The sequence below is a fragment of the Bradyrhizobium sp. MI1.7 genome, from assembly GCF_055811795.1.
In genome coordinates this window covers 374,890-398,084 of the sequence record NZ_JBVVPO010000001.1, presented here as the reverse complement: position 1 = coordinate 398,084, position 23,195 = coordinate 374,890, and the positions used below count along the sequence as shown (strand labels likewise).

General features: G+C 64.7%; 25 protein-coding genes. 16 read left to right on the top strand and 9 right to left on the bottom strand.

The window, feature by feature from the left end; genetic code table 11:
• The first annotated feature begins 44 nt into the window (after positions 1–44).
• The 6 genes from AC0L3X_RS01935 (at position 45) to AC0L3X_RS01910 (ending at position 5,797) form a co-directional block, all read left to right on the top strand.
• The gene (locus AC0L3X_RS01935) at positions 45–1,247 is read left to right on the top strand and encodes an ABC transporter substrate-binding protein (protein WP_063983953.1); all 1,203 of its coding nucleotides are present in this window, start codon (positions 45–47) and stop codon (positions 1,245–1,247) included.
• Positions 1,248–1,399: 152 nt separating this feature from the next.
• Positions 1,400–3,289 carry an ABC transporter permease gene (locus AC0L3X_RS01930; RefSeq protein WP_231144589.1) on the top strand — a complete coding sequence of 630 codons (1,890 nt, stop codon included), beginning with the start codon at positions 1,400–1,402 and terminating at the stop codon, positions 3,287–3,289.
• A complete protein-coding gene (locus AC0L3X_RS01925) occupies positions 3,286–4,071 on the top strand; it encodes an ABC transporter ATP-binding protein (protein WP_063983951.1) in 786 nt (261 codons plus the stop codon). Before AC0L3X_RS01930 ends, AC0L3X_RS01925 begins: the two co-directional genes overlap by 4 nt.
• On the top strand, positions 4,068–4,772 hold the full coding sequence (locus AC0L3X_RS01920; RefSeq protein WP_063983950.1) for an ABC transporter ATP-binding protein: 705 nt from the start codon (positions 4,068–4,070) through the stop codon (positions 4,770–4,772). Before AC0L3X_RS01925 ends, AC0L3X_RS01920 begins: the two co-directional genes overlap by 4 nt.
• Before the next feature lie 14 nt (positions 4,773–4,786).
• Positions 4,787–5,242: a MarR family winged helix-turn-helix transcriptional regulator gene (locus AC0L3X_RS01915; RefSeq protein WP_063983949.1), complete on the top strand. Its 456-nt coding sequence runs from the start codon at positions 4,787–4,789 to the stop codon at positions 5,240–5,242.
• 165 nt (positions 5,243–5,407) lie between these two features.
• The gene (locus AC0L3X_RS01910; protein ID WP_063983948.1) at positions 5,408–5,797 is read left to right on the top strand and encodes a hypothetical protein; all 390 of its coding nucleotides are present in this window, start codon (positions 5,408–5,410) and stop codon (positions 5,795–5,797) included.
• Between the two features lie 4 nt (positions 5,798–5,801).
• Here the strand turns inward: AC0L3X_RS01910 and AC0L3X_RS01905 are convergent, their stop codons facing one another.
• Positions 5,802–6,485, bottom strand: a complete 684-nt coding sequence (locus tag AC0L3X_RS01905; RefSeq protein WP_063983947.1) for a hypothetical protein — start codon at positions 6,483–6,485, stop codon at positions 5,802–5,804.
• Positions 6,486–6,610: 125 nt separating this feature from the next.
• A complete protein-coding gene (locus AC0L3X_RS01900) occupies positions 6,611–7,807 on the bottom strand; it encodes an amidohydrolase family protein (RefSeq protein WP_038932039.1) in 1,197 nt (398 codons plus the stop codon).
• Positions 7,808–7,964: 157 nt separating this feature from the next.
• Here AC0L3X_RS01900 and AC0L3X_RS01895 point away from each other — a divergent pair, with 157 nt between their 5' ends.
• The 3 genes from AC0L3X_RS01895 (at position 7,965) to AC0L3X_RS01885 (ending at position 10,565) form a co-directional block, all read left to right on the top strand.
• Entirely contained in the window at positions 7,965–8,738 is a 774-nt protein-coding gene (locus tag AC0L3X_RS01895; protein ID WP_063983946.1) for a ferredoxin--NADP reductase, read from the top strand.
• Between the two features lie 106 nt (positions 8,739–8,844).
• The gene (locus tag AC0L3X_RS01890) at positions 8,845–9,168 is read left to right on the top strand and encodes a hypothetical protein (RefSeq protein ID WP_063983945.1); all 324 of its coding nucleotides are present in this window, start codon (positions 8,845–8,847) and stop codon (positions 9,166–9,168) included.
• 89 nt (positions 9,169–9,257) lie between these two features.
• Positions 9,258–10,565 (top strand): cytochrome P450 family protein, encoded by a 1,308-nt coding sequence (locus AC0L3X_RS01885; protein ID WP_063983944.1) that lies wholly within the window; start codon positions 9,258–9,260, stop codon positions 10,563–10,565.
• Here the strand turns inward: AC0L3X_RS01885 and AC0L3X_RS01880 are convergent.
• The 3 genes from AC0L3X_RS01880 to AC0L3X_RS01870 all read right to left on the bottom strand — a co-directional run bounded on the left by AC0L3X_RS01880 (position 10,466) and on the right by AC0L3X_RS01870 (position 13,597).
• On the bottom strand, positions 10,466–11,716 hold the full coding sequence (locus AC0L3X_RS01880) for a DUF763 domain-containing protein (RefSeq protein WP_063983943.1): 1,251 nt from the start codon (positions 11,714–11,716) through the stop codon (positions 10,466–10,468). The genes AC0L3X_RS01885 and AC0L3X_RS01880 overlap by 100 nt on opposite strands.
• 92 nt (positions 11,717–11,808) lie before the next feature.
• Positions 11,809–12,609 (bottom strand): ABC transporter substrate-binding protein, encoded by an 801-nt coding sequence (locus AC0L3X_RS01875; protein WP_063983942.1) that lies wholly within the window; start codon positions 12,607–12,609, stop codon positions 11,809–11,811.
• 10 nt (positions 12,610–12,619) lie between these two features.
• On the bottom strand, positions 12,620–13,597 hold the full coding sequence (locus AC0L3X_RS01870) for a tripartite tricarboxylate transporter substrate binding protein (protein WP_063983941.1): 978 nt from the start codon (positions 13,595–13,597) through the stop codon (positions 12,620–12,622).
• A 114-nt stretch (positions 13,598–13,711) separates the two neighbouring features.
• Here AC0L3X_RS01870 and AC0L3X_RS01865 point away from each other — a divergent pair, with 114 nt between their 5' ends.
• Genes AC0L3X_RS01865 through AC0L3X_RS01840 form a run of 6 tightly spaced genes read left to right on the top strand, consistent with a single transcriptional unit; the run spans position 13,712 to position 18,597 of the window.
• Positions 13,712–14,422 carry a TetR/AcrR family transcriptional regulator gene (locus AC0L3X_RS01865; RefSeq protein WP_063983940.1) on the top strand — a complete coding sequence of 237 codons (711 nt, stop codon included), beginning with the start codon at positions 13,712–13,714 and terminating at the stop codon, positions 14,420–14,422.
• Between the two features lie 30 nt (positions 14,423–14,452).
• On the top strand, positions 14,453–15,337 hold the full coding sequence (locus AC0L3X_RS01860) for an amidohydrolase family protein (protein ID WP_063983939.1): 885 nt from the start codon (positions 14,453–14,455) through the stop codon (positions 15,335–15,337).
• A 52-nt stretch (positions 15,338–15,389) separates the two neighbouring features.
• The gene (locus AC0L3X_RS01855) at positions 15,390–16,103 is read left to right on the top strand and encodes a PIG-L deacetylase family protein (RefSeq protein ID WP_063983938.1); all 714 of its coding nucleotides are present in this window, start codon (positions 15,390–15,392) and stop codon (positions 16,101–16,103) included.
• Positions 16,100–16,783 carry a 4-carboxy-4-hydroxy-2-oxoadipate aldolase/oxaloacetate decarboxylase gene (locus tag AC0L3X_RS01850; protein WP_063983937.1) on the top strand — a complete coding sequence of 228 codons (684 nt, stop codon included), beginning with the start codon at positions 16,100–16,102 and terminating at the stop codon, positions 16,781–16,783. Before AC0L3X_RS01855 ends, AC0L3X_RS01850 begins: the two co-directional genes overlap by 4 nt.
• A gap of 27 nt (positions 16,784–16,810) precedes the next feature.
• Positions 16,811–17,680 carry a substrate-binding domain-containing protein gene (locus AC0L3X_RS01845; protein WP_063983936.1) on the top strand — a complete coding sequence of 290 codons (870 nt, stop codon included), beginning with the start codon at positions 16,811–16,813 and terminating at the stop codon, positions 17,678–17,680.
• Positions 17,680–18,597 (top strand): NAD(P)-dependent oxidoreductase, encoded by a 918-nt coding sequence (locus AC0L3X_RS01840; RefSeq protein ID WP_063983935.1) that lies wholly within the window; start codon positions 17,680–17,682, stop codon positions 18,595–18,597. Before AC0L3X_RS01845 ends, AC0L3X_RS01840 begins: the two co-directional genes overlap by 1 nt.
• A 19-nt stretch (positions 18,598–18,616) precedes the next feature.
• On the opposite strand, the gene AC0L3X_RS01835 is transcribed toward AC0L3X_RS01840, so the two are convergent.
• From AC0L3X_RS01835 to AC0L3X_RS01825, 3 genes are all read right to left on the bottom strand, one after another.
• A complete protein-coding gene (locus tag AC0L3X_RS01835) occupies positions 18,617–18,928 on the bottom strand; it encodes a hypothetical protein (protein WP_063983934.1) in 312 nt (103 codons plus the stop codon).
• A 152-nt stretch (positions 18,929–19,080) separates the two neighbouring features.
• Complete coding sequence (locus tag AC0L3X_RS01830; RefSeq protein WP_063986447.1) at positions 19,081–20,286, bottom strand: amidohydrolase family protein; 1,206 nt, start codon at positions 20,284–20,286, stop codon at positions 19,081–19,083.
• Positions 20,287–20,359: 73 nt separating this feature from the next.
• The gene (locus AC0L3X_RS01825; protein WP_063983933.1) at positions 20,360–21,598 is read right to left on the bottom strand and encodes an amidohydrolase family protein; all 1,239 of its coding nucleotides are present in this window, start codon (positions 21,596–21,598) and stop codon (positions 20,360–20,362) included.
• Between the two features lie 148 nt (positions 21,599–21,746).
• Here AC0L3X_RS01825 and AC0L3X_RS01820 point away from each other — a divergent pair, with 148 nt between their 5' ends.
• Entirely contained in the window at positions 21,747–22,163 is a 417-nt protein-coding gene (locus AC0L3X_RS01820) for a nuclear transport factor 2-like protein (protein WP_063983932.1), read from the top strand.
• Positions 22,164–22,247: 84 nt separating this feature from the next.
• Here the strand turns inward: AC0L3X_RS01820 and AC0L3X_RS01815 are convergent, their stop codons facing one another.
• Complete coding sequence (locus AC0L3X_RS01815; RefSeq protein WP_231144594.1) at positions 22,248–23,003, bottom strand: GntR family transcriptional regulator; 756 nt, start codon at positions 23,001–23,003, stop codon at positions 22,248–22,250.
• Between the last annotated feature and the right edge of the window lie 192 nt (positions 23,004–23,195).

Here is a 23,195-nt window from a genome sequence, read left to right as displayed (position 1 = left end):
AAGATCACGCTGAAGACGTAGAGAGTTCAAAACTGGAGGTTGGGATGCGAGCGAGAAACACTTTTGTGGGCGCGGCCTTCGCGCTGCTGGCGGGCGGCATGGCTCATTCGGCCGTGGCGCAGGAGATCAAGATCGGCGAGATCAACAGCTACTCGCTGTTGCCGGCGTTCACCGAGCCCTATCGCAAGGGCTGGCAGCTCGCAGTCGAACAGGTCAACGCGGCCGGCGGCATCAACGGCAAGAAGCTCGTCGTCGTCTCCAAGGACGACGGCGGCAAGCCGGCCGATGCGCAGACCGCTGCCAACGAGCTCGTCTCCAGCGAGGGTGTTGCGATGCTGACGGGTACGTTCCTGTCGAACATCGGCCTCGCCGTCAGCGACTTCGCCAACCAGAAGAAGGTGTTCTTCCTCGCGGCCGAGCCGCTGACGGATGCCATCACCTGGTCCAAGGGCAACAAGTACACCTTCCGTCTGCGCCCCTCCAACTACATGCAGGCGGCGATGCTGGTGGAAGCAGCCAGCAAGCTGCCGGCCAAGCGCTGGGCGACCATCGCGCCGAACTATGAATACGGCCAGTCCGCGGTCGCGGTGTTCAAGAAGCTGATGTCGGAGAAGCGCCCCGACATCCAGTGGGTCGACGAGCAGTGGCCGCCCCAGGGCAAGATCGACGCGGGTCCGGTGGTGCAGGCGGTTGCCGCGGCCAATCCCGAAGCGATCCTCAACGTCACCTTCGGCGCCGACCTCGTGAAGCTCGTGCGTGAAGGCAACACCCGCGGCCTGTTCAAGGGGCGCGAGGTCGTATCGTTCCTGACTGGCGAGCCCGAATATCTCGATCCGCTCAAGGACGAGACGCCGGAGGGTTGGATCGTGACCGGCTATCCCTGGTACTCGATCAAGACGCCCGAGCATGACGCGTTCCTGAAGGCCTACCAGGCCAAGTACAACGACTATCCGCGCCTGGGCTCGATCGTCGGTTACCAGACCATCAAGGCGGCCGCTGCGATCCTTGCGAAGGCCGGCTCGACCGATCCGGAGAAACTGATCGCCGCGGCGGAGGGGCTGTCGATGCCGTCGCCGTTCGGCGAGATCACCTTCCGCAAGATCGACCACCAGTCGACGCTCGGTGCCTATGTCGGCAAGACCGCGCTGAAGGACGGCAAGGGCGTGATGGTGGATTCTTCTTACAAGAAGGGCTCGGACTATCTGCCGAGCGACGCCGAAGTCGATAAGCTGCGTCCGAAGGACTGATGTGAAGAGGAACCGGGGCCTCGTGGTTCGAGACGCGCGGCGTTGCCGCGCTCCTCACCATGAGGGTCCCGGACCTCATCCTGAGGAGGCGCGTAGCGCCGTCTCGAAGGATGAAGCCCCATACTGAGACTTATTCTTAACCCGGACCGCCGATGGCCTTTTATGTCGTACAGTTTCTGACCGGTCTCGCCAGCGCAGCGTCGCTGTTCCTGGTGGCCTCGGGCCTGTCGATCATCTTCGGCGTGACGCGGATCGTGAATTTCGCGCATGGCGCCTTCTACATGATCGGCGCCTACATCGCCTTCACGCTGACGGAGCGGCTTTCGGGTGCGTTCGGCTTCTGGGGTGGGATCGTCGTCGCCGCGTTTGCCGTGGCCTTGATCGGCGTCATCGTCGAGATGGTGCTGCTGCGCCGCATCTATCACGCGCCCGAGCTGTTCCAGCTGCTTGCGACCTTCGGCCTGACCTTGATGGTCGAGGATCTCGTCGTGCTGATCTGGGGCCCCGACGATCTCGTCGGCCGCCGCGCGCCGGGCTTCAAGGGCGCCATCGATTTCTTCGGCCAGAACATCCCGAGCTACGATTTGTTCCTGATCGTGCTCAGCCCGGTCGTACTCGGCATTCTCTGGCTGCTGTTCCAGCGCACGCGCTGGGGCGTGCTGGTGCGCGCGGCGACGCAGGACCGCGACATGGTCGCAGCGCTTGGCGTCAACCAGAAATGGCTGTTCACATCCGTGTTTGCGGTCGGCGTCTTCCTCGCCGCACTCGGCGGCGCGCTCCAGATCCCGCGCGATGCCGTGCATCACGCCATGGATTTGCGGATCATCGTCGAGGTCTTCGTCGTCGTCGTGATCGGTGGCCTCGGCAGCATCGTCGGCGCCTTCGTTGCGGCGGTGCTGGTCTCCGAGCTCAACGCCTTCGGCATCCTGATCTTCCCGAAGATCTCCATCATCCTGGTCTTCCTGGTGATGGCGGTGGTGCTGATCGTCCGGCCCTGGGGTCTGTTCGGCAAGCCCGAGGCGCCCGCGCGCAAGACACCAGGCCTCACTGTTAATCCCTGGCGGCCGCTGACGTCGAACGAGCGGCTCGCGGCGCTTGCCGCGCTCGTCATCGCGGCGACGTTGCCGCTGTTCGCCGGCAATTATGTTCTCACAGTCGGTTCGGAGATTGCGATCTTCGTGATCTTCGCCGTCAGCCTGCATTTCCTGATGTCGGTCGGTGGGCTCGCGTCCTTCGGGCATGCCGCTTATTTCGGTCTCGGCGCCTACGGCGTCGCCTTCCTCGCCAAGATGGCCGGGCTGCCGATGGTCGTGTGCCTGCTGCTCGGGCCGCTGCTGGGCTGCATGGGCGCTGCCGTGTTCGGTTTCTTCGCGGTGCAGCTTTCCGGCGTCTATTTCGCGATGCTGACGCTTGCGTTTGCGCAGATCGTCTGGTCGATCGCGTTCCAGTGGGTGAGTGTAACGGGCGGCGACAACGGCATACTCGGCGTCTGGCCGTCAAGCTGGGCGGCGAGCCCGGGGCATTTCTATTGGTTGGCGCTCGGCGTTGCGGCACTCGTGACGGTCGCGCTTCGGGCCATGGTATTCTCGCCGTTCGGCTACGCACTCAGGGCCACGCGCGACTCGCCTCTGCGCAGCGAGGCGGTCGGCATCAATGCCAAGCGCATCCAGTGGACGGCGTTCGTGATCGCAGGCACGACCGCCGGCATCGGCGGCGCGCTGTTCGCCTACCTCAAGGGCAGCGTCTTCCCCGACAATCTCGGGATCTCGCTGTCGGTCGACGCGCTCGTCATGGTGCTGCTCGGCGGCGTCGAGACGGTGTCGGGTGCGGTGATCGGCGCCATCGTCTACAAGGCGCTCAACATCTGGCTGGTCAGCCAGACCGACCTGTCAAAGCTCGTGCTCGGCGGCTTCATCGTGCTGATCGTCGTCGTCTTCCCCAAGGGCATCGTCGGCACGCTGGAGATGCTGGCGCAGCGGCGCAGGAAGACATCGCCGCCGGGATCTCCCTTGCTTGCCAAGCCGATCGAGTCCGTCGAATGAGCGTCGCACCCCCACTTCTCGCGGTTGAAGGCCTGTCCAAATCCTATGGCGGCATCCACGCCGTGCGTGGCGTCTCGTTCTCGCTGCGATCAGGCGAAATTCTGGCGTTGATCGGCCCGAACGGCGCGGGCAAGAGCACCTGTTTCGACATGCTCAACGGCCAGAACAAGCCTGATACCGGCCATGTCCGCCTGCTGGGCGAGGAGACCACCGGCAAGAAGCCGCGCGAGATCTGGCGGCTCGGCGTCGGGCGCACTTTCCAGATCACCGCAACCTTCGCGACGATGACCGTGCGCGAGAACGTGCAGGTCGCGCTGATCTCGCATGGCAAGCAGCTGTTCAATCTCTTCGGCTCGGCGCCGAACTTCGACCGCGGCGAGGCCGGGCGGCTGCTCGAGCTCGTCGGCATGGGCGGCTACGCCGATCGTCCCTGCGGCGAGCTTGCCTATGGCGACCTCAAGCGGCTCGAGCTTGCGGTGGCGCTTGCCAACGAGCCCAAGCTGCTGCTGATGGACGAGCCAACCGCCGGCATGGCGCCGCGCGAGCGCGTCGACCTGATGCGGCTAACGGCGCAGATCGCGCGGGAAAAATCGATCGGCGTGCTCTTCACCGAGCACGACATGGACGTGGTGTTCGAGCATGCCGACCGCATTATCGTACTCAACCGCGGCACGCTGATCGCCGAAGGCTCGCCGGCCGAGGTGCGCGGCAATCCGCAGGTGCAGGCCGTCTATCTCGGCGAGGGCCTGCTTTACGATGCCGGGCATGGAGCCTCCGCATGAAGCTCACGGTGCAAGACCTCAACAGCCATTACGGCCCGGCGCATATCCTGTTCGACATCGGTTTCGAGGTCGGCGAGGGCGAGGTGGTGGCGTTGCTCGGCCGCAACGGCGCCGGCAAGTCGACGACCTTCCGCTCGATCGTAGGTCTGGTCGCGCAGCGAACCGGCCGTATCATGTTCGAGGGCAAGGATGTCTCGGCGCGCCCGACGCATGAAATCGTGCGCGACGGGCTCGGCTATGTGCCGGAGGAGCGGCGCATCTTCACCGATCTGACGGTGGAAGAAAATCTCGAAGTCGGCCGCCAGCCGAAGCGCCCGAACGCCCCGCACTGGACCCGCGAAAAACTGTTCGCGCTGTTTCCGAACCTGGGTGAGATGAAAAATCGTCCGGGCGGCCGCATGAGCGGCGGCGAGCAGCAGATGCTCACCATCGCGCGCACGCTGATGGGCAATCCCTCGCTGGTGCTGCTGGACGAGCCCTCGGAAGGGCTGTCGCCGAAGATCGTGGAGCAGATGGTCGATGCCATCCTGACCATGAAGAAGGAAGGCGTCAGCATCGTGGTGTCCGAGCAGAATTTGCACTTTGCGCGGCTGATCTCCGACCGCGCCTATATCATCGAGCGTGGCCGCATCTGCTTCGGCGGCACCATGGCCGAGCTCGACGCGCGTCCGGATGTCCGCGACGCGCATCTGTCGTTGTGAGGGGCGGGGAGCGGATGGCAAGAAGCGTTGCGGCGAAGAAAAGCGTCAAACCGGCAAAATCGTCTTACGTGCTCGACGAGCAGGTCGGCTTCATCCTGCGTCAGGTCTGGCAGCGCCACAGTTCGATCTTCTCGCGCGACATCGGCACCAATCTCACGCCGACGCAATGGGCGGCATTGTCGAAGCTGGCCGAGACTGGGCCATGCTCGCAGAACCAGCTCGGGCGGCTGACGGCGATGGATGTCGCGACCATCAAGGGCGTGATCGACCGCCTGACCGCACGAGGCCTGACCGAGACCAGCCAGGATCCCGAGGACGGACGGCGGCTTCTGGTCAGCCTGACGCGCGCCGGTCAGCAGCTTGCGGAGAAGGTCGCGCCGAGTGCGCTCGCGATCACCCGGGAAACGCTTGCGCCGCTCGACGCCAGGGAGCGCGAGATGCTGATGGCGCTGTTGAACAAGCTGCGGTGAGGACGGTCTCGTAGGGTGGGCAAAGCGAAGCGTGCCCACCGTTCTTCCTCAAGTCGCAAAGATGGTGGGCACGGCGCTTCGCGCCTTTTGCCCACCCTACGGCAGTTGAACAAGGGGCGGGAACTGGCGACTAACGTCGATGAAGGGTTTATCGAGGTTGTCGTCATGCGAGCAGTCACGCGATTTGCGATGGTTCTGAGTCTTACTTCCGCGTTGGCGAGCAGCTGCACTGCCGCCTTTGCCGCACAGCCCTACGAGGGCTTCTGGGCGTCAACCAAGAAGGATTGCCGTGATCAGGACAGCGCCAGCCGGATGAGCATCGAAGGCGGCAACCGCCTGTATTGGTACGAGACGCGCTGCCGCGCCGGCGAGATCACCGCAGACGGCAAGCAAAGCTGGAAGATGCGGCTTGCCTGCGAAGGCGAGGGCGAAAAGTTTCGCGCCAATCCCCGAGTCTCCGTTGCGGCGGATGGCCGGCTGGTGATCGAGAATGGCCCGGTCGGCCAGGCCAAGCGCCAGACCTACGTGCGCTGTGAGATCGCAAAGAAGCGCTGATTCCTTACGTCTTCCCCGGCCATTTGGCGCGGTAGCGGATTTCGCTGCCGTCGGCGAGCCGTCGCCACGTGCCGAACTCCGGCGTATGCGGCGCCCGGGCCGTCAGATCGATCGGATAGATCCGGCTCGGCTGGCCCTGGATGTTGACGGTGAGCTGCCGGTGCGAGGTCCTAAAGGCAAGCTCGACTTCGCCTGCGATGACGGGGTGGTCGCCATCACGACGGAAGCCGGCCGGACTTAGCTCGCCCGGCATGGTGTTGAGGTCGGTCTGCAATTCGATTGCAATGCCTTGCGGTGACGTCGGCACCGTTGCTCCGGCCGGAAAGCGAACCTCGAACACGAGCAGTGGATTGCTGGCGTTCGGATTGAGCCAGGGCGTGGCGGTCGTATATGCGTAGACGGCGTAAGTGACACCGGCGGCGAGGCAGAGCAGGACGACGACGCCGAGTGACTTCAGGCTGTTGCGTGCGAGGCCGCCGCTATTGTCGTCCTTGCGTGTCGCCAGCTTGGTGGCGAGCACCAGGCCGATCACTGCGCCGATGGGGGCGATGGCGAACAGGGCGACCAGCCCCGTCGTGATCGGGTCTGCACGATTGCCGAAGCCGGTCAGCTCGAGCAGCCCGATCATGGCGATGAAGCCTGCCGCCGCACCGGCGATGCCGGCGGCAATCCGCAGCGAACTTTTCATGTCTCCCTCGATGGTCCAGCAATGAACTGCCGCCGCCGAGGGCTGCCTGCGTTAGACGCAGCAGGCAGCAGACTTGTTCAATGCCTTGGAGGCGCGACGCGAAGCGGCGAGCTGCTCCGGCTGCGTCACTTCGCCACCACTTCCGGCACCCGGCCGGCCGGCGGGGTGTTGCGGCTGCGCTGGGTGCGCACGATGCCGTCGATGATGGTCATGCCGATGCCGGGGAGGTCGCCGAGCTGCACGCTCTCCAGGATGGTCTTGCCGGGCGAGTGCTGCGCCTTGTCCATGATGACGAAATCGGCCGAGCGGCCGACCTCGATCAGGCCGCAATCGAGCTGACGCATTCGCGCGGTGTTGCCGGTGGCAAGGCAGAACGCGATCTCGGCCGGGAGGTCACCGAGCGAGGATAGCATCGAGACCATGCGCAGAATGCCGAGCGGCTGCACGCCGGAGCCGGCCGGAGCGTCGGTGCCGAGGATGACGCGGTGCAGGTCGCCCATCTCGCGTGCGATGCGCAGCGTGAAAAGGGCCGAGCGCTCATTGCCGTTGTGAACGATCTCGAGGCCGCGCTTGCAGCCCTCGCAGATGCAGCGGATCTGGTCGTCGGGCAGCGCGGTGTGGCCGCCATTGATGTGGCCGACCACGTCGGTGTCGGCCTCCAGCACCACGTCCTTGTCGATCAGGCCGGAGCCGGGGATCGAAGGGCCGCCGGTGTGGATCGTGCTCTGGATGCCGTATTTGCGGGCCCAGCCGACCATCTTGCGTGCCGTCGGGCCGTCCTTGACGCCGCCGAGGCCGACCTCGCCGAGCAGCTTGACGCCGGCCGCGGCCAACTCCTTGAAATCCTCCTCGACCATCTCGCATTCGATCACCGGTGCGCCGGCGTGAACCTTCACGCCGCCCGGGCGCAGATTCCAGAATGCGCGCTGGGCGAAGATCGCCATCGCCTTCAGCCCGACGACGTCGCGCGGGCGGCCGGGCATGTGCACCTCGCCGGCGGAGATCATCGTGGTGACGCCGCCATGCAAATTGCTGTCGATCCAGCCGATCTGGTTCTGGCGCGGCGTCCAGTCGCCCGCCACAGGGTGGACATGGCTGTCGATCAGGCCGGGCGCGACCGTGGTGCCGTTGGCCTCGACGATGGTGGTCGCGCCTTCGGTGTTGAGGTCCTTGAAGCGGCCGATCGCAGTGATCTTGCCGTTCTCGGCGACGATGGTGTCGCCGTCCAGGATCGGCTTTTCCAGGGCGCCGGACAGGATCAGGCCGATATTCCGGATCACGAGCTTCGAGGGTCCGGTGGCCTGGGGGGCGTCATGCGCCATGGAAGGGGCTCCTTGTTCCTAACTGCAACGCTCGCGATCTTGGGCAGCCTTGACCCCGGGAGCAAGCAGGATTATTCATTAGTACACGAATGATCGTGTACAAACGACGCATAGCTGCCCGCCTCGGAACCGCATTGGAAGCGACAGGGAAGGTGAGATGAGCAATTTCAATCAGGAAAGCGTTTTGAGCGTCCACCACTGGACCGACACGCTGTTCTCTTTCAAGACCACCCGCAGCCCGACCTTCCGTTTCCGCAACGGCGAATTCACCATGATCGGGCTCAAGGTCGGCGAGAAGCCGCTGTTGCGGGCCTACAGCGTCGCCAGCGCCAATTACGAGGACACGCTTGAGTTCTTCTCGATCAAGGTGCCGGACGGTCCGCTGACCTCGCGCCTCCAGCATCTGAAGGAAGGCGACGAGATCATCGTCAGCCGCAAGGCCACCGGCACGCTGGTGATCGACAATCTCGAAGAGGGCCGCAACCTCTACCTCATCGGCACCGGCACGGGCCTCGCGCCGTTCCTGAGCGTGATCAAGGACCCCGAGACCTATGAGCGGTTCGAGAAGGTCGTGCTGCTGCACGGCTGCCGGCACGTGAAGGAGCTCGCCTATGGCGAGATGATCACCGAGACGCTGCCAAAGGACGAACTGATCGGCGAGTACATCCGCGATCAGCTGATCTACTATCCGACCGTGACCCGCGATCCCTTCCGCAACCGCGGCCGCATCACCGACCTCATCACGTCCGGCAAGCTGTTCGCCGATATCGGCCTGCCGCCGCTGGAAGCCGCCCATGACCGGGTCATGATCTGCGGCAGCCCGGCACTGGTCGCTGACACCCGCGTGCTCCTGGGCGAGCGCGGCCTCATTGAGGGCAATCACGGCGAGCCGGCCCAATTCGTGGTCGAAAAGGCCTTTGCCGAGCGCTGATCGCGGATTTTTCGCGCAATAAGACCGTATTTTCGCCGTTTGGCGGGCGTTGCGGCGCCGATTCCGCGCGCGATACACTGTGGGAACGAATCAGCGGAGTTCCCACATGGTTGCGGACAGCGACAGCAACATCGCCTGGCACCGGGTTCAGTTGAAGAAGAACCGCGCCGAGTTGAAGGCGCTCGAGACCGCGCGCTTCACGATGGGCGAGATCGCGTCTTCGAAGCGGGACGGGCAGACCCAGAAGGCGATCGCGGAATTCAAGCGCAAGATCGCGCAGTCCGAGCGCGTGATCGCCGATCACGACAAGCGCACGCGCCGCCCCCTCGGCACCGATCTGCAAAGCCTCGCCAACGGTAGCTGGAGCCATTGGGACGCCTACACCAATCAGCAGCGCAAGACCGGTCAGCGCTCGCCGGGGCGCGGATAGGCTCTCTTCTTTTCGCGCGGTTCCGGCCCTTGCGCGTCGCCTCGTACACACCATCTGGTTGAGGCGCCACCAACCAATACGGTGATCCCATGACACCGCGCCTCGATTTCACCAGCGAGGCCTTTTTCCGCGATCCGTCCAAGGCGATCGCGGCGCTGCGCGCGTCCGGCCCCGTGATCGCGTCGCGATTTCCTCTGGTCGGCGATGTCTGGGTCACCACGACCCATGACGCCACGGCGCAGGTCCTGAAGGACGGCACCACCTTCACGCTGCGCAAGGGGGACGGCAAAGTCGCTGGCCTGCGCTGGTGGATGCCAAAACTGGTCACCACCATCGCCAACAACATGCTGACGATGGACGAGCCTGATCACACGAGGCTGCGCAGCATCGTGGACGAGGCTTTTCGCCGCCGCGCGATCGTGGCGATGGAGCCACGCATTCGCGCCATCGCCGACGGCTTGGCGAACGACCTGTTTGCCGATGGCAGCCCCGCCGACCTCGTCCAGCGTTACGCCCGCATCCTGCCGGTGTCGGTGATTTGCGAATTGCTGGGCCTGCCTGCGGCCGATCGCCCGCGATTCATCGCCTGGGCCAACAAGATGTCGTCGCTGACGAATGTCGTCAGCTTCTTCCGCCTGCTGCTCGCGTTTCGCAAGATGCGCGCCTATCTCGAACGGCAGTTGCAGGTCGCACGGGTGCAGGGCGGCGAGGGCCTGATTGCCGAGCTGGTTCAGGTCGAGCGTGAGGGCGGCCAGATCACGCCGGACGAAATGGTGTCGATGGTGTTCCTGCTGCTCGCGGCAGGATCGGAGACCACGACGCATCTGATCAGCGGCTCGGTCTATGAGCTCCTCAGAAATCCGGGCTTGCGTGATTGGCTGGAGGAAGACCGGAGCCGCGTCGGGCTCGCCGTCGAGGAGTTTTTGCGCTTCGTGTCACCGGTGCAGTTTTCCAAGCCGCGCTATGTGCGGCGGGATATCGAGCTTGCGGGCGTGCCGCTGAAACAGGGCGATCGCGTCATGGTCATGCTCGCCGCGGCGAACATGGATCCGGCGGTGCATGACCAGCCCGAGCGGCCCGACCTCACGCGCAAGCCGAACCGCCACATCTCATTCGGAACGGGAATTCACTTCTGTCTCGGCCATCAGCTCGCACGGATCGAGGCGGCCTGCGCGCTGGAGGCGCTGTTTGCGCGATGGCCGAAGCTCGGTCTCGCCGTCGATCCCGCGCAGATTCACTGGCGCAAGCGGCCGGGCATGCGTGCCATCGCGGAGTTGCCGGTCGTCGCGGTGGACAGTCAGCCCGTCGATTTCCGTGACGCCACGACATCGCGCTCCCAGCCGAACACGGAGCGGCCGTCGAGATCGGGCGAGGCTTCACGCTCTCCGGCGATGTAGGCCTCGACCGACGGACCGCTGGCAGTCCGCTCCAGCCGCCGCGCCTGGTCGTCGAGGCGCCTGATCGCCTGCATCTCCTCTTCGCGTCCGAGCTTGGCGTTCTGGATCGCGCCCTTCAGCACGCGGATGGTTTCGTCATAGACCTTGATCGGGACGGGGTAGGGATGCCGGTCCTTGCCGCCATGGGCGAGCGAGAAGCGCGCGGGATCGTTGAAGCGATAGGGCGCGCCATGCACGACCTCGGCGACCATCGCCAGCGAGCGCACGGTGCGCGCGCCGACGCCGGGCGTCAGCAGCAATTCCGGAAAATCGACCGGGCCGCGTTCGGCCGCGGCGGCCAGCGTGCCGTGCAGGCGGCGTGCGAACACGTCCTTGGGCCTGACATCATGATGCGCGGGCATGATCAGATGCGGCAGCATCGCCTGCGCCGGCGCGGGCGCCGTCCCAACGAGGCGTTCGAATTCTGCGAGGATGCGATCGGGGCCGAGACCGCTCAACAGTTCGAGCTGCGCGGCGCGCGAGACATCGGCGCGGTGATCGGTGAGATTGACGATCTCGCCCTGCTGCGGTCCGTCGATCGCGCTATGCGGCGTGTCGACAAAACTCTTCAAGGCCTCGGAATGCCAGTGATAGCGGCGGGCCTGCCGCTTGTCGCCGTTCATGCCCTGCTGCACCACAGTCCATTTGGCGTCTGCAGTGACGAAGAAGCCATGCAAGTACAGATCAAAACCGTCCTGGACCGCGGCGCTGTCGACCTTGGCGACCAGGCGACTGGCCCGCGTGAGGCTCGCACCGTCGAAGCCGACGCGATCGCCGAGCTGCAACAGCTCGTCAGGCGTCTTGCGCGAATGCTGGCCGCGGCCGCCGCAGACATAGATGCCGAGCTCGTCCTGGAGCGGGCCGAGCCCGCGCTTCAGGGCGCCGATCACGGAGGTGGTTATGCCGGAGGAGTGCCAGTCCATCCCCATCACGGCACCGAACGACTGGAACCAGAACGGATGCGACAGCCGCTGGAGGAAGGCGTCGCGTCCATAATGATGCACGATCGCCTGCGTGACGATTGCGCCCAGCGACGACATGCGGCTCGCAAGCCATGGCGGAACCCGCCCGGTGTGGAGAGGAAGATCGGCGCTGCCGGTTCGGCGAGTCATGATCGACGCAAGTTAGCGCAGTTCGGCGACGGTTGCATCGAGGGAATACTGTATTGGGCAGGGCGGGAGGACACCTCACCCAAGTCCGCGAGCTACTCGCGCGCCGCCTTGGACGCGCCGCGCAGGCCCGCCTGCTGCTGGATCGTGTCCAGCACGCCGGATGACTGCTCGTCCGCGACGAAGCGGTTGAGCAGGGGAAGGGCGTCCTCGCGCCCCTTGGGGATCGCGATGGCCATATGCTCGGCGCCCCAATTGCCGTCGAGGATTTTCGCGCCCGGCATCTGGTCGGACATCTCGAACAGCGTCGGTTTGTTGGTCGCGTAGAGGTCGATCTCGCCGCGGCCGAACATGGCAATGGCGACCTTGACGCTTTCCGCGGGAACGATGGTCGCACTCCTGAACTTCGCCGGCAATGTGCGTTCCGAGGTCGAGCCCTTGGTGACGCCGATCTTCACGCCCGGCCTGTCGATGTCCTCGATCCTGCCGATCGGCGAGTTCGCCGGGACGAGATAGCCGAGCTCGATCGCCAGCACGGGCTGGCTGAAGCTGACCTCGTTGGCGCGGGCCGGCGTGGCGTTGGTCACGGTGAAATCGACCTGGCCGTCATGGATCGCGGTGACTATGTCGGCGACGCGCTGAAACCTGACATAGTCGATGCCAACGCCGAGCCTTTTGGCCAGTTCGCCGCCGAGATCGTAGGCGAGGCCATGCGGCTGGCCGGCCGCATCCGTCACCATCGAGGTCGGGCTGCCCGGATAGATGCCGACACGCAAGCTGCCGCTCGGCGCCAGCAGTTTTGCTTCGCCATCGGCGCGCGCGGGCGCGCCGAGCAGGCCGGTCATTGCAAATGCGAGCAGGGCGGTGCGCGCAAATCGCCGGGAAGAGGTCCTCATGTGACGAGCCTCACTGCGCGCGGATGTCGGCGGCCTTCAGCACCGGCTCCCATTTGGTCGCCTCGGCGTGCATGTAGGCGTCAAAGTCCTTGGCGGAGGAGCCGACCGGCGCCGCGCCGATCTTGCCCAGCGTCGACAGCACGTTCGGGTCCTGCAGCGCCGCCTTCAGATCGGTCTCCAGCTTCGCCACGATCTCCGGCGGCATCTTGGCAGGCCCAAGAACGCCCCACCAGACCGAGACGTCGTAGCCGGGGACGCCTGATTCCGCGACGGTCGGAACATTCGGCAGCGCCTTGGAGCGTTCGGCCGAGGTCACCGCGAGCGCGCGCACCGGGCCGCCTTCGAGCTGGCCGATCGCTTCCGCCAGCGGATTGATGCTGAGGGGGATCTCGCCAGCGATCACGGCGGTCAGCGCCGGTGCGCCGCCTTTGTAGGGGATCGCGACGATCTTGCTGCCGGACATGTATTTGAGCAGCTCGCCGGCGAGATGCGCGGAGGTGCCGTTGCCGGACATGCCATAGGAGAGCTTGTCCGGCTCCTTCTTTGCGGCGGCGAGGAGATCGCCGAGCGTCTTGTAGGGGCTGTCCTTGGCGACGACGATCGCGAGCGGCGAGGAGGCGACTTCGGTGATCGCGGTGAAATCCCTGAACGTGTCGTAGGGCACGCTCGGATAGATGAACTGGTTGAGCGGATGGCCGCTCGCGACCAGGATCAGCGTGTAGCCGTCGGGGGCGGCCTGCGTCAGCGCCTGCGAGGCGACGATGCCGCCGGCGCCCGGACGGTTGTCGATCACCGGCTGCTGGCCCCAGGTCTTCGCCAGCGCCTGGCCGAGCGTACGCGCGAGCACGTCGACGGCGCCGCCCGCCGCATAGGGCACAAGGATATGGACCGGCTTGCTCGGGTAATTGTCGGCGGCCTGCGCGGCGCCGCCCAGCAGCAGACCGGCACCCAGCATCAAACCGCCGATTGTCTTGTTCAAACCCAGCATTTTCCAGCACTCCTTGCGGGCTTTCGCATCCTGCCTCGGTGTTCCGAGCCGTCCGGACGCCGCCCATGGTTCTTGTTGACGAGACCTGATCTTTTGTACGATAGTACAAATCACATGGTACGCAAGCCCACCAGCAAGGAAACGGCCCGCAAGCCGAACATGCGCGAGGCGATCCTCGCCGCGGCCGAGGAGCTGTTCGCCACCAACGGCTTCAATGCCGTCTCGGTGCGCGACATCGCGCAGGCCGCCGGCGCCAATCCCGGCAGTGTGACCTATCATTTCAAGACCAAGGACGGTCTGCTGCTGGAGATCTACCAGCGCCATTGCGGGCCGATGAATTTGCGCCGTTCCGAGCTGCTCGCCGCAGCCAAGCGCGTGCGCGACCTCCAGGACCGGCTGGAGGCGATCGTGCGCGCCTATGTGGTGCCGGCCTTCACCTCGGGCAGCGATCTCGCCGGGGGCGGGGCGCGCTTCACGCGGCTGCGCGCCGTGATGTCCGCCGAAGGCAACGAGGTCGTGCGAAAAATCATCGCGCAGACCTTTGACGACACCAGCCATGCCTTCATCGACGCAGTCCACGAGAGCCTGCCGCATATTCCGCGCACCGACATCGTCTGGCGCAGCCACTTCCTGCTCGGCGCACTCTATTACTCGCTGGTGACGCCGGATCGCGTCTCGCGCCTGTCGCGCGGCGAGGCCGACGGCAGCGATGCCGCCAGCGCCATCGAGCAATTGGTGCAGGCCACCGTCGCCGCCTTCCAGGCGCCGGCGCTCGATCAGGCCGCGCCGGTACGGCGGCGGCCGGTCGTCAGCAGCAAGGCTTGAAAGAAGCGATCTCGCTCGGCGGTTCAAGTGATGACGATGATGTACACGCCGACCATTCCGCCGCCCGATCCGAATACTCGCACGCCGAAGTTCGAGCTGCCAAAGCTGTCCTGCGATGCGCATTGCCACATCTTCGGCCCCGGCGCGACATATCCGTATGCACCTGACCGTTCCTACACGCCGCCGGATGCGCCGCTCGAGGATTTTCGTGCGCTGCATGCCAAGCTCGGCGTCGAGCGGGCCGTCATCGTCAATGCCAGCGTGCACGGCACCGACAACACGGTCGCGCTCGATGCGATCGCGCAGAGCAATGGCGCCTATCGCGCGGTTGCCAATATCGACGACACCATCACCGAGCGTGGCCTCCAGGTGCTGCACGAGGGCGGCTTCCGCGGTTGCCGCTTCAATTTCGTGCGCCATCTCGGCGGCGTCCCCGACAAGGGCGTGTTCAACCGCGTCATCGCGATGGTCGCGCCGCTCGGCTGGCACATCGATCTGCATTTCGATGCGATCGATCTGCCCGAATATGCCGACATGCTGGCAAAGCTGCCACTGAGCTACACCATCGACCATATGGGACGGGTGAGGGCGTCCGAGGGGCTCGACCAGCTTCCGTTCAGGATTCTGATCGAGCTGATGCAGCGCGACGAGAAATGCTGGGTCAAGATCTGCGGCTCGGAGCGGGTGTCCTCGGCCGGACCGCCGTTCACGGACGCGGTGCCGTTCGCGCGCAAGATCGTCGAGACCGCGCCCGACCGCGTCATCTGGGGCACCGACTGGCCGCATCCCAACGTCAAGGTGATGCCGAATGACGGCGACCTCGTTGACCTGATCCCGCTGTTCGCGCCGGAGACGGAATTCCAGCAGAAGATCCTCGTCGATAATCCCGCGCGTCTGTTCGAGTTCGACACATGACGGTGCTCGCGATCGATACGTTGCTTATCAAGGAAAGAGGGGAGTTCGTCCCATGAAAACAGGTCTCGTGATCACCGCCCATCCCGGCGATTTCGTCTGGCGCGCCGGCGGCGCCATCGCGCTGCATGCGAAGAAGGGTTATCGCATGAAGATCGTCTGCATGTCCTTTGGCGAGCGCGGCGAGAGCCAGTTCGCCTGGAAGGAAAAAGGCGCGACGCTGGAGTCGGTCAAGGCAGGTCGCAAGGACGAGGCGGAGCGGGCGGCGAAGCTGCTCGGCGCCGAGATCGAGTTCTTCGACTGCGGCGATTATCCGCTGAAGCTCACCGAGGCGCATTTCGACCGCATGGTCGATATCTACCGCGAGCTCAATCCGAGCTTCGTGCTGACGCATGCGCTGGAAGATCCCTATAATTTCGACCATCCGAACGCGGCGCATTTCGCGCAGGAGACCCGCGTGGTCGCGCAGGCGATGGGCCACAAGCCCGGCGCGCAGTACAAATATTCGGCGCCGCCGGTGTTCCTGTTCGAGCCGCACCAGCCCGAGCAGTGTAACTACAAGCCGGACCTGCTCCTCAAGATCGACGAGGTCTGGAAGAAGAAGTACGAGGCGTTCCAGATCCTCGCCGCGCAAAAACATCTCTGGGGTTACTACGAGCGCGTCGCGCTCAACCGCGGCATCCAGGGCAGCCGCAACACCGGCGTGCCCATGACCTATGGCGAGGCCTATCAGCGGTTGTTCCCGACGGTTGCGGAGGAGCTGGCATGAAGCCCGTCGTCGTTCGCAACATCAAGCGTGCCGATCCCGCCGGGATGGCGGAATACGGCGTCTCGACCGTTCACGAGGCTTACGGTCGCCTCGGCCTGATGAAGCCTTACTTGCGGCCCGTTTGGGCCGGCGCGTCGATCGCTGGCCCCGCCGTCACGGTGCTGGCACAGCCCGGCGACAACTGGATGATCCATGTCGCCGTTGAGCAGTGCAAGAAGGGCGACATCCTCGTCGTCGGCTGCACCACCGATAACACCGACGGCATGTTCGGCGAGCTGCTCGCGACGTCGCTGCAGGCGCGCGGCGTGCAGGGGCTGATCATCGACGCCGGCTGCCGCGACGTCAAAGCGCTGCACGAGATGAAGTTTCCGGTGTGGTCGCGCGCCGTCTCGGCCAAGGGCACGGTCAAGGCGACGCTCGGCTCGGTCAACATTCCCGTGGTCTGTGCCGGGGTCAACGTCGATCCGGGCGACATGATCGTGGCCGATGACGACGGCGTCGTCGTGGTGCCCAAGCGCTATGCCTCTGAGGTCGCCGAAAAGGCGAAGAAGCGCAACGCGGACGAGGGCGGCAAGCGCAGGCGGCTGGCCTCGGGCGAATTGGGCCTCGATATGTACAGCATGCGCGAGGCGCTGGCGAAGGCCGGGCTGGTCTACGTCGACAATCCCGAGGACGTCTGAGCGGGACCAGAGAAGCGGAGCGGGCGGATGGATCGTCTCAAGTTGAAGGCTGTGCTCGGCAGTCACCCTCACGTGCAGGCGGTGAAGAGCGGCGAACTCCGCTCCAACCTGTTCGACCTCGATTTCATCGCGTACACGCCGACCAACACGGCGTTCAAGCCGATGGTGCGCGAGCAGGCGTTCGACGTCTGCGAGATGGCGATCGTTACCTATCTGATGGCGAAGGCGCATGGCAAGCCGCTGGTGCTGCTGCCTGCCACCATGCTCGGCCGCTTCCAGCATTCCTACGCGCTCTACAACCCTGCAAGGGGAGTGCTCGGGCCATCCGATCTCGAAGGCAAGCGCGTCGGCATCCGCTCGTTCACGACGACGACGGGCGCATGGATCAGGGGCATTCTCGCCAACGACTACGGTGTCAATCTCGACAAGATCCGCTGGATCACCTTCGAGGATCCGCACGTTGCCGAATATGTCGACAGCACCGAGCGTGCGCCGAAGGACAAGAAGATCTTGCAGATGCTGATCGACGGCGAGCTCGACGCCGTCCTCGGCGAGGCCTCTGATCATCCCACGTTGAAGCCGCTATTCTCCGATCCTGCCGCAGAGGCTGCCAAATGGTACACCCGTCGTGGCGTCGTCCCGGTCAATCATCTCGTGGTCGTGACAGAGCAGCTTGCGAAAGCGCGCCCCGACGTAGTTACAGGCGTTTATGACCTGCTTGAGCGGAACAAGGCGCAGGTGGGACCTGCGGCGACGCCCGACCTCGTTCCGTTCGGGATCGAGGCGAACAGAAAACCGTTGGAGCTGATCGTCGACTACGCATTCCAGCAGGCGCTGATCCCGCGCCGCTATGCGGTCGAGGAGCTGTTCGACGAGACGACACGAGGATTGAATTGATGGCAGGTGATCCCAGGCGCTGGCAGATCGGGCTCGTCGGCTACGGCGAGGTCGGCAGGATCCTGGCCGAGGATTTGCGGCAGCAGGATATCAAGGTAGCCGCTTACGACATCAAGCTCGGAGGCGAGCACGGCGCTCCGCTGAAGGAGCATGCGGCGAAGTTCGGCGTGACGCTGGCGGCGTCTCACGCCGAGCTGACCGCGAAATCCGATTTCATCATCTCCGCGGTCACGGCGAGCCAGGCCGTGCCCGTAGCAAAAGCCTGCGCTGGCGCAATCAACCAGGGCACCTGGTTCCTCGATTTCAATTCGGCGTCTCCCGGCGCCAAGCAGCGCGCCGCTGCGTTGATCGACGGCGCTGCCGGACGCTATGTCGAGGGCGCGGTGATGACCTCGGTGCCGCCTTATCGCATCAAGGTGCCGCTGCTGCTCGGTGGGCCCGGCGCGAGGGAGCTGGAGCCGCTGCTGAATACGATCGGCTTTGCGGCCAAGGTCGCGAGCGACAAGCTCGGCGTGTCCTCGGCCGTGAAAATGTGCCGCAGCATCATGATCAAGGGCCTTGAGGCCATGGTCATCGAAAGCTTCACCACTGCGCGGGCCTACGGCGTCGAGGACGCCGTGCTGGCTTCGCTCGCGGAGACGTTTCCGGCGATCGACTGGGAGAAGCAGGGCGCCTATTGCTTCCAGCGCGTGATCGAGCACGGCCGTCGCCGTGCCGAGGAGGTGCGTGAAGTCGCGGAGACCGTGCGCGAGGTCGGGCTCACGCCATGGTCGGCGCAGGGCACCGCCGAGCGCCAGGCCTGGGTTGCCGATCTCGCTGACGAGGGGCTGTTCGGCATCAAGGGGACGAAGGAATTTGCCCGCAGCGCCGATTGGCGCACCGAGGCGGATCGCATTCTGGCGAAGATCAAGCGCTGAGATCCAGCGCGCATTCAGCTCAAGACTCTGCTGCCGCCGCGTAGTCCGAGAGTTCGTCGCGCGCGAGCTCGATCAGGCTCATCAGGCTCGTGGCTTCGCGGACGACTTCCGTGGTGCGCTCGGTGCGGAACTCGGTGAGAATCGTGCGAATGCATTTGTCGGCGGTATCGAGCGTCAACAGCGCGCGGGCCATGTCGTCCTGCGTGTGGATTGCCGATATGTCGATGCCCGACAGGACTTCGCCGATGCCGGTCAGTCGCTTGATGGCCATCTCGGCGGGCGTGTTGGCCCGAATGGAATGGTAATCGATGCTGCTGAATGCGCTGAACATTCGATACTTCCCCGGAGAACGCAGATGTCAGTGCGTGTCTTAGTATGATCTCCTTGGCCCGTCGTGCAATGCGCGTATTTACGGTCAGGGATTCTACCGGATTGGGGAGTGAGGAAAGCTAGCGGTATAATCGAACGGAAAAGATCCGATCATTAGCCGCGCTTCCCGACAATCTTACCGTCGCATGCGACGAGCTTGCCTTCCTTGTACACGGTGCGCCCTTGCGGCACGCCGACAACGGCTTCAGGAATATGCTCGGCATTCAGTGTCACGAAATCGGCCTTGGCGCCGACGCGCAGGCCATAGCCTTCGAGCCGCAGCGCCTTTGCGCCGGATACGGTGACGACATCGAACGCGACGCGCAGTTCTTCGTCGATATTGAAGCCCGAGCGATAGCCGAGCGTCGTGGCCCGGCGCAGCATGTCGCCGTCGCCATAGGGCCACCAGGAATCGCGGATGTTGTCGTTGCCGCTGAAGACGGTGACGCCGGCATTGCGCAGGGCCAGGATCGGCGGGAAGGGCCGGGCGCCTGGCGCATTGGTCATGATCGCGACGCCCGAGCGGGCGAGGGTGTCGGCGATCTTCTTGAGCTGATCCATGGGGATGTCGCCGAGCCCGTAAGCATGGCTGACGGCAACGCGTCCCGCCATGCCGAGCGCGCGCGTCCGCGCCGCGATCTGCTCGATTTCGAATGCGCCCAGCGTGCCCATGTCATGCAGATGGATGTCGACGTCGACGCCGTGCTTGCCGGCGACACCGAACACGACGTCGAGATGCTTCTCGATGTCGCGATCGAAGCTCGCGGGATCGAGCCCGCCGACGAGATCGGAGCCGAGCCCGATGGCCTCGTCCAGCAATTGCGGCGTGCCCGGGCTCATCAGGATGCCGCTCTGGGGGAAGGCGACGAGCTGGATGTCGATCAGGCCCTTGTATTCCTCGCGCACGCGCAAAATCGTCTCGAGCGATTTCAGGCCGACCGAGCCGTCGACCATGACGTGGCTGCGCATCTGCGTGGTGCCGTGGCCGATGCAGAGATCGAGCTGGTTGCGTGCGCGCACATCCATCGGCGCTGATACGGCCATGTTCTGGGCCTGGAAGGCGACGCGCTCATGCACGTCGAACCCGTTGGTGCATGGCTTGTGCGGACGCCAGGCGTCGCCATAGAAGCTGGTGTCGAGATGGATGTGGCCTTCGACGAAGCCGGGAACGACGAGGACGTTGCCGAGGTCGATGGTCTCGTTTGCGGCGGGACGTTCATCGACGGGCGTGATCGCGGCGATGCGGCCGTCCGCGACGGCGATGTGATGCCGGGCTCCGCCGTCGAAGCGCGCGTTCAGGAAGATCGTGTCGAAGGCCATCCGGTTGCTCCGTTGGTCGATTGCGATGATCATCGCGCAAGCCGCGGGTCGGGCGCAAGGCGCGGAAAGTCGGTCAGCCCGGCCCGAACAAGGTGGGCCGCTGCCGCTCAAACGTCTGGCGGCCGCTCTTGAAGCCCATCACGATATCCGGCAGCTCGGCGATGGCGAAGCGGCTGTCCTGGGTTTCGAGCACGACGAGATCGGCGGGGTTGCCGACCTTGATGCCGTAATCGCCAAGGTTCATCAGCCGCGCCGGCAGTTCGGTCACGAGATCGAGGCAGGTATCGAAGTCGCTGACCGAAGCGTGCGCGACGTTGGCGTAGAAATTTGCCATCCGCAGCAGCGAGGCGTCGCCGAACGGCGTGAACGGGTTGAGCACATTGTTGGTCGCGACCGAACACAGCACGCCGTCGCCGGCGAGCTTGTGCGCAAGCGTCAGCCCGCGCGGCACGTTGTGGGTGGCTTCGCGGCCCATCAGATAAAGATCGGTTGCGGGCAGCACGGTGACGGCAACGCCTGATGTCGCCAGCTGCGCGGTGGCCGCCTTCATCCGCTCCGGCGGCAGTGCCGAGAGTTTTGTCGCATGGCCGATCGCCACGCGTCCTCCGTAGTTGCGCCGCTCGGTCTGGCGGCAGACCTCGTCGAGGTGCCACCAGGAGGGGTCGAGGTCGAAATCGAGATGGAGGTCGACGTCGACGTCGAATTCCTGCGCGAGATCGAAGATGCGTTCGAGATGCGCGTTCGGGTCGGTGTCCATATAGGGACAGCCGCCGATTGCTTCGCCGCCATCGCGCAGCGCCTGCACCAGCAGCTCATCGCTGCCGGGGTCGTTGGTCAGGCCTTCCTGCGGGAAGACACAGAGCGACAGGTCGATGGCCCAGGCATAGTCGCGCTTCAGCGCCTTGACCGCCTCGAAGCCGCGCAAGGCAATGCGGGGGTCGATCTCGACATGGGTCCGCATGCGCGTCGTGCCGTGCACGATGGCGCGCTCGAGCACTTTTGCGCCGCGCGCGTAGACGTCCTCGACCGTGAAATCCTTTTTCATCCCGGCCACGGCGCGGATCGCGTCCGAGACGCTGCCGTGATTGTGCCCGCAGCGGCCGAGCAGGCAGGCCTTGTCGAGATGGATGTGGGTGTCGACGAACCCGGGCAGGGCGAGGCGCCCGCCGACATCGACCTCGACGGCCTCGCAGGCAAGCTGCGGCTCGATCGCGGCGATGCGGCCGCCCTTCACGCCGATATCGACGGGTGCGGCGGATGATCGCAACAGCGTGTTGCGGAAGATCAGGTCAAGGGCGGGTTGGGCGGTCATGGCGTCGGATTCAGCTGTGGTAGCCTAGCGGAAGCTGGGGAAGCGGGCAGCTCCAGATTGTGTGCAGTTATGCCACCAAATTGTTCAAAAAATGTGCATACACTTTGGGGCGTGAATTGTAGAATGCCGCCACCTCGGAGAGCCCACCATGTCTGTCCCCGCAAAAGCCGAACGCCCGATGACCGACGCCGAGATCGTGGAGGCCTATCTCACGGCCTCGATGATACCCGATCCCGATGCCGCCGCGGCCTATATGAAGCCGGGTACGGTGATCACGTTTACCGGCGGGCGCGAGTTCGATCATCCGCGCGGCCCGACCGGCTTCAATGCGAACCGCTATCGCTGGGTCAAGAAGAAGATGGACCGGTTCGACGTCTGTCCGGGCACGGACGAGACCATCGTCTACAGCGTCGGCATGCTCTATGGCGAGTGGATGGACGGCACGCCGTTCGAGGGCAATCGCTATGTCGACCGCTTCGTCGTGCGGGGCGGACAGATCGTGAAGATGGACGTCTGGAACGATAGCGCAGAGCGGATTTTGGTCCAGCGCGGGATCGAGGCTTAACACGCGCATGATCCGGAAAAGTGTGCAGCGGTTTTCCGATAAGATCATGCGCAAACGAAAAGCTAAAGCGCAATTCGCTGCGCTTTAGCGACGAGCCACTTTCGGCAGCTTGACGACGCGGTCGCTCGTCACCTCGTCCGCATAGGGCGCGAGGATATCGAGCAGATCGCGGCCACGCTGCGGGGTGGGAGCCACCAATGCACGATTGGCCACGGAATCCAGATGATGGTGCATCAGTTCCATCACCTTGGCTTCGTCGCCCTTGGCGAGCGATGCGATGATGGCGCGGTGCTCGTTGATCGCGCATTCGGTGGAATGCGGTCGGCTGTAGAGTGACAGCGTCAGGCAGCAGCGATAGGCGACCTCGCTGACATAGCGCACCAGGATCGGGCTGTTCGTCATGTGCGCGAGCAGGATGTGGAATTCGGTGGCGAGCCGGATCGAAACTGCATCCGTGCCGCCGCGTGCGCGGTCCTCGGCATCGACATGGGCATTCAGCTCGGCGATCTGGCTCTTGCTTAGCTTGCCCGCGAGCTGGCGGACGACAAGGCCCTCGAGTTGGATGCGGATGTCGAAGGCATCGCGCGCCTCCTGCCAGCTCGGCGTTGCCACCACCGCGATCCGGTTGCGGCGGAGCTCGACGAGGCCTTCGGCAGCAAGCTGTCCCAGCGCATGGCGCGCAATGGTGCGGCTGACGCCGAAACGTTCGCCCAGCGCATCCTCGGGCAGCTTTGCACCGGGCTCCAGCGCCTGCTCGATGATCGCGCGCCTGAGTGCGCGGCAGATCACGCCGACCTTGTCCGATGATTCAGACGTCTTGCTGGTGGTGCGCGCCGCCATCGGCGAATCCTTGCGGGGAGGGTCGAAACCTCTCTTTAGCACAGGCTTTGTCCAATCCAGCGCTCCAGTTGCATGCAGTTTGGCAGCCGAATTGCCTAAATCGAATCCGGCCATCCGGCGGGGAGTTTGGCCAAATCATTGATTTTGCGAGGACGACCGACTGGCACCCAGCTTGCATGCACTTTGCCTGTG

Excerpts from the sequence above, each read along its gene's own strand:
- AC0L3X_RS01890 (WP_063983945.1), top strand. The coding sequence starts at position 8,845 with ATGGTTGCGGACAGCGACAGCAACATCGCCTGGCACCGGGTTCAGTTG.
- AC0L3X_RS01915 (WP_063983949.1), top strand. The coding sequence starts at position 4,787 with ATGGCAAGAAGCGTTGCGGCGAAGAAAAGCGTCAAACCGGCAAAATCG.
- AC0L3X_RS01865 (WP_063983940.1), top strand. The coding sequence starts at position 13,712 with ATGGTACGCAAGCCCACCAGCAAGGAAACGGCCCGCAAGCCGAACATG.
- AC0L3X_RS01875 (WP_063983942.1), bottom strand. The coding sequence starts at position 12,609 with ATGAGGACCTCTTCCCGGCGATTTGCGCGCACCGCCCTGCTCGCATTT.
- AC0L3X_RS01825 (WP_063983933.1), bottom strand. The coding sequence starts at position 21,598 with ATGACCGCCCAACCCGCCCTTGACCTGATCTTCCGCAACACGCTGTTG.
- AC0L3X_RS01930 (WP_231144589.1), top strand. The coding sequence starts at position 1,400 with ATGGCCTTTTATGTCGTACAGTTTCTGACCGGTCTCGCCAGCGCAGCG.
- AC0L3X_RS01820 (WP_063983932.1), top strand. The coding sequence starts at position 21,747 with ATGTCTGTCCCCGCAAAAGCCGAACGCCCGATGACCGACGCCGAGATC.
- AC0L3X_RS01830 (WP_063986447.1), bottom strand. The coding sequence starts at position 20,286 with ATGGCCTTCGACACGATCTTCCTGAACGCGCGCTTCGACGGCGGAGCC.
- AC0L3X_RS01895 (WP_063983946.1), top strand. The coding sequence starts at position 7,965 with ATGAGCAATTTCAATCAGGAAAGCGTTTTGAGCGTCCACCACTGGACC.
- AC0L3X_RS01920 (WP_063983950.1), top strand. The coding sequence starts at position 4,068 with ATGAAGCTCACGGTGCAAGACCTCAACAGCCATTACGGCCCGGCGCAT.
- AC0L3X_RS01845 (WP_063983936.1), top strand. The coding sequence starts at position 16,811 with ATGGATCGTCTCAAGTTGAAGGCTGTGCTCGGCAGTCACCCTCACGTG.
- AC0L3X_RS01855 (WP_063983938.1), top strand. The coding sequence starts at position 15,390 with ATGAAAACAGGTCTCGTGATCACCGCCCATCCCGGCGATTTCGTCTGG.
- AC0L3X_RS01885 (WP_063983944.1), top strand. The coding sequence starts at position 9,258 with ATGACACCGCGCCTCGATTTCACCAGCGAGGCCTTTTTCCGCGATCCG.
- AC0L3X_RS01900 (WP_038932039.1), bottom strand. The coding sequence starts at position 7,807 with ATGGCGCATGACGCCCCCCAGGCCACCGGACCCTCGAAGCTCGTGATC.
- AC0L3X_RS01835 (WP_063983934.1), bottom strand. The coding sequence starts at position 18,928 with ATGTTCAGCGCATTCAGCAGCATCGATTACCATTCCATTCGGGCCAAC.
- AC0L3X_RS01850 (WP_063983937.1), top strand. The coding sequence starts at position 16,100 with ATGAAGCCCGTCGTCGTTCGCAACATCAAGCGTGCCGATCCCGCCGGG.
- AC0L3X_RS01905 (WP_063983947.1), bottom strand. The coding sequence starts at position 6,485 with ATGAAAAGTTCGCTGCGGATTGCCGCCGGCATCGCCGGTGCGGCGGCA.
- AC0L3X_RS01860 (WP_063983939.1), top strand. The coding sequence starts at position 14,453 with ATGACGATGATGTACACGCCGACCATTCCGCCGCCCGATCCGAATACT.
- AC0L3X_RS01840 (WP_063983935.1), top strand. The coding sequence starts at position 17,680 with ATGGCAGGTGATCCCAGGCGCTGGCAGATCGGGCTCGTCGGCTACGGC.
- AC0L3X_RS01815 (WP_231144594.1), bottom strand. The coding sequence starts at position 23,003 with ATGGCGGCGCGCACCACCAGCAAGACGTCTGAATCATCGGACAAGGTC.
- AC0L3X_RS01910 (WP_063983948.1), top strand. The coding sequence starts at position 5,408 with ATGCGAGCAGTCACGCGATTTGCGATGGTTCTGAGTCTTACTTCCGCG.
- AC0L3X_RS01925 (WP_063983951.1), top strand. The coding sequence starts at position 3,286 with ATGAGCGTCGCACCCCCACTTCTCGCGGTTGAAGGCCTGTCCAAATCC.
- AC0L3X_RS01870 (WP_063983941.1), bottom strand. The coding sequence starts at position 13,597 with ATGCTGGGTTTGAACAAGACAATCGGCGGTTTGATGCTGGGTGCCGGT.
- AC0L3X_RS01935 (WP_063983953.1), top strand. The coding sequence starts at position 45 with ATGCGAGCGAGAAACACTTTTGTGGGCGCGGCCTTCGCGCTGCTGGCG.
- AC0L3X_RS01880 (WP_063983943.1), bottom strand. The coding sequence starts at position 11,716 with ATGACTCGCCGAACCGGCAGCGCCGATCTTCCTCTCCACACCGGGCGG.